The organism is Arthrobacter sp. JB02-1C (genome assembly GCF_057748045.1).
In genome coordinates this window covers 501,431-514,050 of sequence record NZ_CM173235.1, presented here as the reverse complement: position 1 = coordinate 514,050, position 12,620 = coordinate 501,431, and the positions used below count along the sequence as shown (strand labels likewise).

Below are 12,620 nucleotides of genomic sequence, written 5' to 3'. Positions count from 1 at the left end.
GACGGGGTGCGCCTGGTCCGGCGCGCCCTTGCTTTCCCCCCACGGCTTCGGCTAGCTTTCGATTTAGCAAGCTTACTTACAGTTTGACAGTTAAAGTGCGATTGGCCGAGGGCCTGCGGACCACGGAGTCATTGGGGAAAGGGAGAATGCGGATGCGCGTCCGGGAGAAGAGTGTTGCGGTCCTGGCCTTGGCGGTACTAGGGCTCACGGCCTGCGGGGGCGGCGCTGCCAGCCCCGCCGCGACGGCGGATTTCAAGAAGGATGCGAGCGGGACCATGACCGCCTGGGCCTTCGACAACGCCGACGACGTCGGCAAGGCCCGCCTGCAGTACGCCCAGTCACAGCTTTCCGGCGTCAAAGTCACGATGGACCAGACGCCTTTCGACGCGCAGAAGTTCACCACCCGGGCTGCCAGCGGTGAGGTGCCGGATGTGGTGCAAATGGACCGGGCTTTTGTCGCCACCTACGCCGCCCAGGGGCTGATCAAGCCGTTGGACGGCTGCTTCAAGGCCCATGACATGGATCCCGCCAAGCAGTTCTACCCGGCGGTCACCCAGCAGGTGAGGTATCAGGACAAGGTGTGGGCCGTTCCGCAGTTTTACCAGCCGGCAGCCATCATCCTCAACCAGAACGTCCTGCAGCCGGCAGGCGTGTCCCCGGCGGATATCGACACTTCGGACCAGGCCAAGCTGCTTGCGGCCGTGGCCAAGGCTTCCAAGGCCGACGGCGGGAATCCGGCGACCCTCGGGTTTGACCCGGTCGCCGGCGGCCAGGCCGAGCTATGGATCCTGGGCCAGGGCGGCCGGTTGATGGACGACAAAGGCGCTCCGGCCCTTGACGACCCGGCCAACGTCGGGGCCTTGTCCTTTTTGAAGCAGATCTACGACGCCCAGGGCGGCTATGCCAAGGCCAAGAGCTTCTCGGATTCGTTCGACACGTTCGGGAAGCAAAACCAGTTCGTGAAGAACCAGGTCGGCGCGCAGGTCAATGCCCAGTGGTATGTGAACGTCCTGGCCCCCTACTCGCAGACCCTCAACATTTCGGCGACGCCGTTCAAGGGCAAGGACGGCAAGCCGCTGACCGTCGCCGGAGGCACGTCGTTCGTGATCCCCGCCGGAGCCAAGAATGCCGACGCCGCGTGCGCCTGGATGACCTCGCTGGTGACCGACGACGCCTGGTCCGCGGCAGGCGCGGCCCGGGCCGACAAGATTGCGGGCACGCCGGGCGGGATCAACACCGGCCTCTTTACCGGTTCCCCCTCCGCTGACAAAATTATCCGCGACAAGTACGTCAAGCCCAGCGGCAACGAGGGGTTCGACAAGGCCATCCAGACCTACTACGACGTTCTTCCGTCCGGGAAGAGCCTCGGAGCGTCACCCGCCGGCCAGACGATCAAGACGGAACTGAACAACGCGGTTGCCTCGGCGCTGCTGGGCACCAAAGCCCCGGACAAGGCCCTCGCCGATGCCCAGGCTGCGGCCAAGCGGGCGTTTGACCAAGCGGGCTCCTGATGAGCCAGCGGGTCCGGCATGAAGGAAAGCAGGCAGGAAGTGACGCGACCCGGAAAAGCTAACGACGACCGGCCCGACATCTTCACCCGGTTCACCACCCGGACAGCGAAGGTCCTCGGCCACGCCTGGGTTTTCATCGCGGCGGTGGCCGCGCTGATCATCTGGGCGTGCACCGGGCCGGTGCTGGGGTTCTCGGACACCTGGCAGTTGGTGATCAACACCGGAACCACCATTGTCACGTTTCTGATGGTGTTCATCATCCAGAACACGCAGAACCGGGACACCGCTGCCCTGCACCTGAAGCTCGACGCCCTTATGCTTGAGCTCCAGGTCAGCAACGCCAAGCTGTATGACGCCGAGAACGAAGGCGAAAAAGAAATCGAACGGCAACGCCAACGGATCCAAGACGACGCCGGTGGCGACGGCGGGAGTGCCTAGCTGTCAATCCGTCTAGCGCGCCACGACCAGGGCCTGCGGCGCGGCCTGCTTCATCCGGGTCTGCAGCCAGCGCAACTGCACAGCGGTTTCGCCGTCGCACCGGGAGACCACGGCCAGGAGTTCGCGGTCGCGCAGGGCTGAGCCCGCCTGCTTGACCATGGTCCAGGTCACGTCGACCAGGCTCGCCAGCAGATACAGGTCCTGCAGGTCCCGCAGCAGCCCCACCGGGCCCTGCCGGGTGCTGGACAGCCCCTCGGCATGCAGCCGTTCGGGTTCGTTGTCGGAAGGGTCCTCGCCGTAGCGCTGGACCACTGGAAGCAGCAGCCTGCTGTGCTCCTCGCACTGCAGCGCCAGGGTATGGCAGAGGAAATGCACGTCCGGTTCGGCGCCGTGGCCGTCTGCCACCTGCCGGAACGACGCCGCCAAGGTGACCTCGGCCTGGTGCAGCATACCCAGGTAGATGCTCAGATTCATGCCCGATGCTCCTGTCCGTTGCCGGCGGCCGCGCCGGCGTTGATTGCCTCGGGAAAACGGGGAGGTGGCGCCGCATCGAGACGTTCCGTCGCTTCAGCGGCGCTGCCGCCCCGGGTGGGCGGGACCGCCGTCGTGCGCGACCGGGCCGGACGGGACGCCGTTGTGGTCGGCGCCGGGGCCGGGCCGGCGCCGTCGGCGATCTTTTCCACCTGCACGGCGGCGTTCTTGAACACCGGCTGTTTGGACACCGGGTCCCATTCGGTGAGGGTGAGTTCGTTGGCGGCCGTGGGGTGCTCCCCGGGCGTGCCGTTCCCGTCCCAGTAGCCGTAGTGGAACGGGGCGAAGACGGTGCCGGCGCGGATGTCGCTGACGCGCGCCGGGACCTCGATCCGGCCCCGCCGTGAGGTGACCCGGACCAGGTCGCCTTCGGCGATGCCCAGCCGTTCGGCGTCGACCGGCGCGAGTTCCACCCAGGCGCTCGGCGCGGCCCGCGTCAGGGGACGGGACCTGCCGGTCTTGGTGCGGGTGTGGAAATGGTAGGCCGTCCGTCCCGTGGTGTAACGCAGCGGGTAGCGGCCGTCCGGTTCCTCATGCGGCGGGGAGTAATCGGCGGTTTTGAGGATCGCCCGGCCGGCCGGGACGCCGGCGCGGAAGGCTTCCGCGCCCACGCTGGCGCCGGTCAGCAGATCGTGCCCGTAGCTTTCGCAGTAGTCCGGGTCGGTGGGGAAAACCCCGTCGGCATAGAGCCGGACCCGTCCGTCCGGGTTCTGCTCATTGCAGGGCCACGGGATGCCGCTGCCGCCGCGCAGCCGGTCATAGCTCATGCCGCTGTAGTCGCAGGGCCGCCCGCGGGAGCATTCGCGCCAGGCGTTGAAGCCGTCCTCGGGGCCGGTCCAGTCCAGCAGCGGGCCGCCCTCCAGGGTCGTGAAGCCCATCCGCTGTGAGTAATCCAGGAAAATGTCCAGGTCGCTGCGCGCCTCCCCGGGGGGTTCCACCGCTTTGTCCGAGAGATGGACGGTGCGGTTGACGTTGGTGAAGGTGCCGGTCTTCTCGCCCCAGCCCGCAGCGGGCAAGACGACGTCGGCGGCCAGCGCTGTCTCCGTCAGGTACAGGTCCTGCACCACCACGAAGAGTTCCGGCTTGGCCAGGATGCCGCGGATCCGGGGGAGGTCCGGCATCGAAACGGCCGGGTTGGTCGCCGAAATCCAGAGGAACTCGATGGAGCCCTGCTCGGCGTAGCGGAAAATCTGCATCGCGTGCGTCGGCGCCGCCCAGTGCGGGATGGTCAGCGGATCGACATCCCAGAGGTCAGCCAGTTCCTGGATGTGTTCCGGGTTCTCCCAGTTCCGGAAGCCGGGAAGATCGCCGTCCGCGCCACACTCACGGTTGTTCTGCGCCGTCGGCTGCCCGTTCATCTGCAGGATTCCGCAGCCCGGCTGGCCGATCAGCCCGCGCAACAGGTGCAGGTTGTTGACCTGGCAGGAGGCGGCGGTGGCCTGCGCGGACTGGTAAAAACCCTGCAGCACGGTGGACAGCACCCGCCCCGACGTCCCGAAGATGCGGGCCGCCTCCCTGATGTCCGCCGCGCTGACGTCGCAGACCCCGGCGGCGGCCTCCGCGGTCCACGGCTGGACGGTCGCCCGGAGCTGTTCAAGGCCCACCGTGTGCGCCTTCAGGTACTCCTCGTCCAGCCAGCGGTTCGCCAGGACCTCGTGGACCAGGGCATTCATCAGGGCGAGGTTGGTCCCGGGCCGGACGGCGAGGTGGACGTCCGCGTACCGGGCCACCTCCGTCTCCCGCGGGTCGATGCAGACCACCTTCGGCCGGTCCGGTCCGGCAAGGCGGTCCAGCACCCTGGACCACAGCACGGTCTGGGTTTCGGCCATGTTGTGTCCGTACAGGAAGATCGCGTCGCAGCTGTCGATGTCCGTGTACGACCCGGGCTGGCCGTCGGCGCCGAAGGTTTCCTTCAGCGCCGCTGCTGCGGTGGCGGTGCACAGGCGGGTGTTGCCATCCATATGCGGGGTCCCGACGCCCGCTTTGCCGATGATGGCCAAGGCATAGTATTCCTCCAAAAAGAGCTGCCCGCTGGTGTAGAACCCGTGGCTCAGGGGACCGCGCTCCCGCAGCAACTCACGGCTCCGTTCGGTGATCCGGGTCATGGCCGTGTCCCAGTCGCATTCGACCAGCCGGCCGTCCACCCGGATCATCGGCCGCGTGAGCCGGTCCCGGTGCGCAACACCCTGCCAGCTGGCGAACAGTCCCTTCGGTCCCAGCCGCCCGTGGTTCACCAGATCTCCGGCGCGGCCGCGGATGCCGACCATCGCGCCGTCCTTGACCGCGATGTCGCAGGCGCAGCCGTTGCTGCAGAGCACGCACGCGGACTGCACCCAGCGGTCCACGTCGGACTCGGGAACGCCTTCGGCCATGGCCTGGTCGACCCGCACCGGCCACAGCCCGTCCCGCTGATAAGGGGTCCTCGCGCCCCAGATCTCGGCAATGCGGTCCACCATGGTCGTCCTCCCATTCCGGCCGGGCCCGGCCGACGGATCGTTGCCCGCGTCAAGGTGTATCAGCAAGCGGACCCGCCGTACAGGGTCCCTCGCCCAAAAATACCCGGGCCCGGTGCGCTACCCGGCGGTGCTCCTGGGCGCTGGCACCAGCCCGGGAACAAATGCCCCGCAAAGGGAGTGGCGGCCGCAGGCAACACCCCCGAGAAGCAAAGCATCCGCCGCCGGCTGCTGGGTGGAGGTAGCACCGGGAGGGGTTGCTCGATGCAACGAATGTACGATGACCAAAAGCGTCTTTCCAGATCGGCAGCGGTGGCAGCAGCAGCCAAAACGAACGGCGGAGCCGCAGGGTTTTCGGGGCCCGGATGCGCGGGATCCAGCAAAATATGGTGAACTAGGCGGGTATGGGCGCATCTGCCCGAACCATCATTTTCTGTAGGAGCACCGTGCCAAGCAAGGCCCCCACCGGCAAGAAACTCGTGATTGTGGAGTCTCCCGCCAAGAGCAAGACCATCGCCAAGTACCTCGGCGAGGGTTTCATCGTTGAGGCCTCGATCGGTCACATCCGCGACCTTCCGCAGCCCTCGGAGCTCCCTGCAGATCTGAAGAAAACGCCGTTGGGCAAGTTCGCCGTCGACATCGAAAACGACTTCAAGCCGTACTACGTCGTCTCCCCGGACAAGAAGAAAAAAGTCACCGAACTCAAGGCCGCACTCAAAGACGCTGACGCGCTCTACCTCGCAACCGATGGGGACCGCGAGGGCGAGGCCATCGCGTGGCACCTGCTGGAGGTCCTCAAGCCGAAGGTTCCGGTGTATCGGATGACCTTCGGGGAAATCACCAAGGAAGCCATCCACCGCGCCATGGACAACCTGCGCGACGTGGACCAGGACCTGGTGGATGCGCAGGAAACCCGCCGGGTGCTGGACCGCCTGTACGGCTACGAGATCTCGCCGGTGCTGTGGCGCAAGGTGGCCCGCGGCCTGTCGGCCGGCCGGGTGCAGTCCGTCGTGACCCGGATGGTCGTGGACCGCGAACGCGAACGGATGGCCTTCAAGTCGGCCTCCTACTGGGATCTGACCGGCCAGTTCGGCGCGGATTCCGGCTCTTTCAAGGCCAAGCTGGCCGCCGTCGACGGTTCCAAGGTCGCCAGCGGCCGGGACTTCAACGACGACGGCGCGCTCACCTCGCGCGGCGTCGTGCACCTGGACGAAGAACTCGCCACGGCCCTGGCTGCCGGCCTGCAGGACGCGGACTTCCGGGTCCGCTCGGTCGACACCAAGCCGTACACCCGCCGTCCTGCGGCGCCGTTCACCACCTCCACGCTGCAGCAGGAGGCCGGCCGTAAGCTGCGTTTCTCCTCCAAGAGCACCATGCAGGTGGCGCAGCGGCTCTACGAAAACGGCTACATCACCTATATGCGTACGGACTCGTCCGCGCTCAGCAACGAGGCCGTCACCGCGGCCCGGCGCCAGGCTTCCGAGCTGTACGGCCCGGAGTACGTCCCGGCCTCGCCGCGCGTCTACTCCGGCAAGGCAGCCAACGCGCAGGAGGCGCACGAGGCCATCCGGCCCGCCGGTGACTCCTTCCGCACCCCGGCGCAGGTCGCGAAGCAGCTCTCCGGCGACGAATTCCGCCTCTACGAACTGATCTGGAAGCGCACCGTGGCCTCCCAGATGGCCGACGCCAAGGGCTCCACCGCGACCATCAGGCTCGGTGCCGTCACCGTGGGCGGGGCCGCCGCCGGCCGCGACGCCGAGTTCTCCGCCTCCGGCACCGTCATCACCTTCCCCGGGTTCCTTGCGGCGTACGAAGAAGGTAAGGACGAAAGCCGCGGGGACGACGACTCCGACGATGCCCGCCGGCTGCCGAACGTCGCCAAGGACGATGCGCTGACCGCCTCGGAGATCACCGCCGTCGGGCACGAAACGTCGCCGCCGCCGCGCTATACCGAAGCGTCGCTGACCGCCGAGCTGGAAAAGAAGGGCATCGGCCGGCCGTCGACGTACGCCTCCACCATTTCCACCATCCAGGACCGCGGCTATGTCCGGAAACAGGGCTCGGCGCTGGTACCGAGCTGGATTGCGTTCTCCGTGATCCGGCTGCTGGAGCAGCACTTCCATGACTACGTGGACTACGAGTTCACCGCGGACATGGAAGCGGACCTGGACAAGATCGCCAACGGTGAGGCGGCCGGACCGGCCTGGCTCAAGCACTTCTACTTTGGCGCCGACTCCGAGCCCGGGCTGCTGAGCATCGTCAACAACCTGGGCGAGATCGATGCCCGGGAGATCAACTCCATCCCGGTCGCAGACGGGATCACCCTGCGGGTGGGCAAGTTCGGCCCGTACCTGGAAAGCTCCGTCGCGACCGTTGACCCGAAAACCGGTGAGGTGGTCGAGTCTGCCCGGGCCAACGTGCCCGAGGACCTGGCCCCGGACGAGCTCACGGCCGCCAAGGCGATCGAACTGATGGAAACGGCTGCCCCTGAGGAGCGGGTGCTGGGCCAGGATCCGCACACCGGACACACCGTGGTGGCCAAGAACGGCCGCTACGGCGCCTACGTCACCGAAATCATCCCCGAGATGACCGAGGAACAGCTGGCCAACCAGCCGGTGGAGTACTACAAGAACGGCAAACCGAAACCGCCGAAGAAGCCCGTCAAGGCCAAGCCGCGCACCGGATCGCTGTTCGCGTCCATGAGTGTGGACACGATCACCCTGGACGAGGCCCTGCAGCTGATGAGCCTGCCGCGCGTACTCGGCCAGGACGCCGAGGGCAATCCCATCACGGTGCAGAACGGCCGCTTCGGCCCGTACCTGAAGAAGGGCACTGACTCCCGGTCGATCGGTTCCGAGGAAGAGATCTTCACCATCACGCTCGAGCAGGCCCTGGAGATCTACTCCCAGCCCAAGCAGCGCGGGGCGCGGGCCGCGGTTCCGCCGCTGGCCGAATTCGGCCCGGACCCGGTCTCGGAGAAGAACATCGTGGTGAAGGAAGGCCGTTTCGGCCCGTACATCACCGACGGCGTCACCAACATTACGGTGCCGCGCAGCACCGCCGTCGAGGAACTGACCCGGGAACAGGCAGTGGAACTCCTCGCCGAAAAGCGTGCCAAGGGGCCGGTCAAGCGCACGACGGCGCGCAAGGCGCCTGCCCGGAAGGCCGCCGCCAAGAAGTAGAGGGTGCTGCCCGAACCAGGGGTGAGGAATTGCGGCGAGGAGCGCATCGTGATCGAGTAGGGAGATGACTGAACAGCCAAACCCCATGGAGTCCCAGCCGCTCAACGACCTCGAAGAGAAGCTCGCCCGGGGGGAGCAGCCGGACGCCAACCCGGTGGACGTCGTCCTGTCCTTCCTCAACAACGAGGTCTACATCGTCAGTTCCGACACGGTCGAAGGCCCCGATTCGCAGGTGGAACCGCTGGTGCTGGCCAACGCCGAGGGGAAGCCGGTCCTGGCCGTGTTCTCGCACCCCAGCCGGGTCAGCGAGCAGTACCTGGCCGCGGCGCCGAACGTGCTCGGAACCCAGGGCGCGGCGATCATCGGCAACCTCGGAGACGAACTCGGGATGGTCATCAACCCCGGCGCCGTCTACGGCTTTGAGATCGACCCCGAGGGCGTGGCGAACATCCGCCGCGACTTCAAACCCTCCGAGGAGGAACCGGGCGCTGCCGAAGGCGGCCCCGAGGCCTAAGCGTCACGGGACGGGTTATCCAGGTGCCGGTTAGGGTGCGGCCGGTCCGAGGAGAATAATGGCAGCATGCGGCTAGGCGTCCTCGATATTGGGTCCAACACTGTCCACCTCCTCCTGGTGGACGCCCACCCCGGCGCGCGCCCGGTGCCGTTCGCCTCGCATAAACGCCCGCTCTCACTGGTGCAGTTCCTGGACGACGAAGGAAACATCAACGACGCCGGCCAGCATGAGCTGATCGAGTTCGTGCTGGAGGCGTGGGAATTCGCGGCCAAGCACCGGGCCGAGGACCTGCTGGCCTTCTGTACCTCGGCGATCCGGGAAGCCACCAACGGGGCCGCCGTCCTGGCCCGCGTCAAGGACGAAACCACGGTGACGCTCCGCGAGCTCACCGGCAGCGATGAGGCGTCCATGACATTCTTCGCCGTCCGCCGCTGGTACGGCTGGGGAGCCGGTCCCATCCTCGACCTGGACATCGGCGGCGGTTCCTTCGAGATGGCGTTCGGGCAGGACGAACTGCCCGAGCTGGCGCTGTCCGTGCCACTGGGGGCGAGCCGGCTGACACGGGACTGGCTGCACGAGGATCCGCCGTCCGCCCAGAGCGTGAAAGAACTCCGCCGGTACATCCGCGCCACACTGAAACCCGCCGTGCGCCGCTTCGAGAAACTCGGCCGCGCCAACCTCGTAGCCGGCACATCCAAAACCTTCCGGTCCCTGGCGCGCATCGCCGGGGCGGCGCCCAGCGCCTCAGGCCCCTACGTCAGGCGGGAACTGCTGGCCACGGACCTTGGCCTGTGGGCGCAGCGGATCTCCGCGATGGAGGTCGAGGACCGGCTTCACCTGCCCGGCGTTTCGGAGGCACGGGCGCCGCAACTGCTGGCCGGAGCCCTGGTGGCCGAGGCCGCACTCGAACTCTTCGAATTCCCCAGCCTGGAGATCTGCCCGTGGGCGCTGCGGGAGGGACTCATCCTGCGCAGGCTGGACCAGTTGGTCTCCGAGGGGCCGCTGCAGCCCGCGCCCCACGTCACCCAGACCCGTGTCCCCGCCGAGCCGCAGACGCCCGACGCCTCGGTGCCGGTCCGGTGAATGTATTCCGCCGGCGCCCGGCCAGCCGGCCGCGTACCTGTCGATCCGGACGCACGCCGTTCGTCTAGTAGGTGAAAGGCCGGCACGGAGCCGGCCCATTGTCGAGGAGGACAGCACCATGGCACAGTACTTGCTCAGCGTTTACCAGCCCGCCGGACCGGCCCCGGCCCCGGAAGTCCTGGCGCCCATCATGCAGGACCTTGAGGCTCTGAACCGTGACATGAGGGCCGCCGGTGTCTGGGTCTTCGCCGCCGGGCTCCACCCCACCGCCACCGCCACCGCCACCGTGGTCCGGCAGCAAGGCACCGAGGTGCTCATCACGGACGGCCCCTTCGCCGAAGCCAAGGAGCACCTTGGCGGCTTCACCGTCATAGAGGCTCCGGACCTCGACGCCGCACTCGGCTGGGCCGGGAGGCTGGCCCGCGCCACCACCCTGCCCATCGAAGTGCGGCCCGTCCAGCACTAGGTGCCACCGCGGATGGCCAGCGAATCGCTGTCCGACGCCCCGCCGCCGGAGCCCGCCCGGGCACCCGCGGCGGAGGCGGACGTCGCGGCCGTCTTCCGGCGCGAATACGGTCGTGCGGTCGCCGTTCTGACCCGCGTGCTGGGCGACATCGACGCCGCCGAGGATGCCGTTCAGGACGCGTTCACCCTGGCGGCGGGGCGCTGGCCCTCAACCGGTCTGCCGCCGAGCCCCGCGGGCTGGATCATCACCACGGCAAGAAACCGCGCCATTGACCGGCTGCGCCGCGAGTCCGGCCGCGGTGACAAACAGATCGAGGCAGCATTGCTGGCTGAAGCTCTCGCTCCGGCAGTACCGACGCCCGAGGAGCACGTGGTTGCAGAACTCTCCAGGGAGGGCATGGTGGACGATGACCGGCTGCGGCTGATCTTCACCTGCTGCCACCCGGCTTTGGCCGTCAACGTCCAGGTGGCGCTGACCCTGCGGCTGCTGGGCGGACTGACGACGGCGGAAATCGCCCGGGCGTTCCTGGTGCCCGAAGCCACCATGGCCCAGCGCCTCGTCCGAGCCAAAACAAAGATCCGGGTCGCCAGGATTCCGTACCGGGTGCCGCGCGGAGCGGAGCTCCCGGCTCGCCTGCCGCCGGTGCTCGCGGTGGTCTACCTGATCTTCAACGAGGGTTACAGTTCCGGCTTCGGAGGCCCCGGGCCGGGGCAGGACCTCTGCCGGGAATCCATCAGGCTGGGCCGCCTGCTGACGGCCCTGATGCCGGACGAACCCGAAGTCAAAGGCCTGCTGGCCCTGATGCTGCTCACCGAATCACGGCGGGGCGCGCGACAGGCCGGCGGTGGGCCCGTCCTCTTGGCCGATCAGGACCGCGGGCTCTGGGATCGTGCCCTGATCAGGGAAGGCCAGGAACTGGTGCGCCAGTGCCTGCGGCGAAATCAGCCCGGGCCGTACCAGCTTCAGGCCGCGATCAATGCGGTCCACTCCGACGCGCCTGAGGCCGCAAAGACGGACTGGCGCCAGATTCTCCGGCTTTACGATCAGCTCGTCGCGGTCGCTCCCGGGCCGGTCGTGGCCCTCAATCGCGCCGTGGCCCTCGCGGAGGTGGAGGGTCCGGAAGCTGCCCTGGGTCTCGTCGACGGGCTGGGGCTGGAAAGCTACCACCTCTTCCACGCCGTCCGGGCCGATTTCCTGCGCCGGCTGGACCGCCCTGCCGAAGCGGCCGCAGCGTACAGCGCAGCATTGCGGCTGGCCGGTAACGCGGCCGACCGGAGATTCCTGGAAGCCCGCGTGCGGGACGCTGAGGCGAAGCAGGCTCCGGGGACTGAACCGGATCAAGCAACGCCGGCTTAGAACCAAGTTAAAAGAGAATGGCACCGGGGGTCAGCTGCGGGAAAATGGGGGAAACCCGCTGCAAACCACCGGTGCCGGCAGACATCCGCATGACTGCCATATCATCACTCGCACCCCTCAATGAGGTGATAACTACGTTAATCACCAAGTTTGAGAACAACCTGCGCTGAAGATGTGAGCTGGCTGTGAATCGGAGCGGACTGCAATGATGGGGGCATGAGCAACCGAATCGCATTCCTGGGCTGTGGGTCAATGAACGAGGCAATCATGGGTGGCCTGATCGCCGGCGGGGCGGACCCGGCGGACATCGTCGCCACCGTCCGACGGGCAGTACGGGCCGCCGAACTGGCCGAACGGCATCACGGAATTACGGCCATCGCGGGCGAAGAAGAACCGGAGAACAACGCGCAGGCCGCTACCGGCGCCGCCGTCGTGATCCTGGGCGTCAAGCCCGTGGGCATCGCCGAGCTGGCCCGCGAGATCAGTGGGTCACTCTCGCCGGAGACCATTGTGGTCAGCGTCGCCGCCGCCGTGTCGCTGGAACAACTGGAGGCTGCGCTTCCGGCCGGGCAGCCGGTGATCCGCTCGATGCCGAACACTCCGGCGAAACTGGGCCGCGGCGTCGTGTCTGTCTCCGCCGGGAAGCACTGTTCGGCGGAGCAGCTGCAGCGGGTGAAGGACATCCTCGCTGCCGTCGGTACCGTCGTGGAGATTCCCGAGGAGCAGGTGGACGCGCTGTCGGCGATCAGCGGCTCGGGGCCGGCTTACGCCTTCTACCTGGCGGAGGCGATGGCGGCAGCCGGCGTCGAACTGGGCCTCGACGCCGAGCTCTCGCTGCTGCTGGCCCGCGAAACCGTGGCCGGTGCCGGGATGATGCTCGCCGAACCGGGCGCCGATCCCACCGCGTTGCGCACGGCCGTGACGAGCCCGAACGGCACCACCGAACGGGCCATCGCGACCTTCGATGAACGCGGCCTCCCCTCGATCATCAGCGCCGGCGCCCGGGCCGCAGCCGAGCGGGCCGCGGAGATCACCAAGCAGCTGGGCTAGCCGCAAGGCAGCCGCACTCATGACGAAGGCCGGACC

General features: G+C 67.6%; 10 protein-coding genes. 8 read left to right on the top strand and 2 right to left on the bottom strand.

From position 1 onward, the window contains the following. The first annotated feature begins 152 nt into the window (after positions 1-152). Both AC3ANP_RS02440 and AC3ANP_RS02435 read left to right on the top strand, forming a co-directional pair. A complete protein-coding gene (locus AC3ANP_RS02440) occupies positions 153-1,511 on the top strand; it encodes an ABC transporter substrate-binding protein (RefSeq protein ID WP_488331774.1) in 1,359 nt (452 codons plus the stop codon). Positions 1,512-1,550: 39 nt separating this feature from the next. Further along, a complete protein-coding gene (locus tag AC3ANP_RS02435) occupies positions 1,551-1,949 on the top strand; it encodes a low affinity iron permease family protein (RefSeq protein WP_488331773.1) in 399 nt (132 codons plus the stop codon). 12 nt (positions 1,950-1,961) lie between these two features. On the opposite strand, the gene AC3ANP_RS02430 is transcribed toward AC3ANP_RS02435, so the two are convergent. After that, a complete protein-coding gene (locus tag AC3ANP_RS02430; protein WP_488331772.1) occupies positions 1,962-2,423 on the bottom strand; it encodes a hypothetical protein in 462 nt (153 codons plus the stop codon). Continuing rightward, positions 2,420-4,936: a molybdopterin oxidoreductase family protein gene (locus tag AC3ANP_RS02425; protein WP_488331771.1), complete on the bottom strand. Its 2,517-nt coding sequence runs from the start codon at positions 4,934-4,936 to the stop codon at positions 2,420-2,422. Before AC3ANP_RS02425 ends, AC3ANP_RS02430 begins: the two co-directional genes overlap by 4 nt. Before the next feature lie 443 nt (positions 4,937-5,379). Here AC3ANP_RS02425 and topA point away from each other — a divergent pair, with 443 nt between their 5' ends. The 6 genes from topA (at position 5,380) to proC (ending at position 12,584) form a co-directional block, all read left to right on the top strand. Continuing rightward, a complete protein-coding gene (topA, locus tag AC3ANP_RS02420) occupies positions 5,380-8,115 on the top strand; it encodes a type I DNA topoisomerase (protein WP_488331770.1) in 2,736 nt (911 codons plus the stop codon). 64 nt (positions 8,116-8,179) lie between these two features. Continuing rightward, complete coding sequence (locus AC3ANP_RS02415) at positions 8,180-8,629, top strand: SseB family protein (RefSeq protein WP_488331769.1); 450 nt, start codon at positions 8,180-8,182, stop codon at positions 8,627-8,629. Between the two features lie 66 nt (positions 8,630-8,695). Further along, positions 8,696-9,712, top strand: a complete 1,017-nt coding sequence (locus AC3ANP_RS02410; protein ID WP_488331768.1) for a Ppx/GppA phosphatase family protein — start codon at positions 8,696-8,698, stop codon at positions 9,710-9,712. Positions 9,713-9,830: 118 nt separating this feature from the next. Continuing rightward, complete coding sequence (locus tag AC3ANP_RS02405) at positions 9,831-10,178, top strand: YciI family protein (RefSeq protein WP_488331767.1); 348 nt, start codon at positions 9,831-9,833, stop codon at positions 10,176-10,178. A 12-nt stretch (positions 10,179-10,190) separates the two neighbouring features. After that, positions 10,191-11,534, top strand: coding sequence for an RNA polymerase sigma factor (locus tag AC3ANP_RS02400; RefSeq protein WP_488331766.1), 1,344 nt, complete (start codon positions 10,191-10,193; stop codon positions 11,532-11,534). A gap of 216 nt (positions 11,535-11,750) precedes the next feature. After that, positions 11,751-12,584: a pyrroline-5-carboxylate reductase gene (gene proC, locus AC3ANP_RS02395; protein WP_488331765.1), complete on the top strand. Its 834-nt coding sequence runs from the start codon at positions 11,751-11,753 to the stop codon at positions 12,582-12,584. Positions 12,585-12,620: the final 36 nt, after the last annotated feature.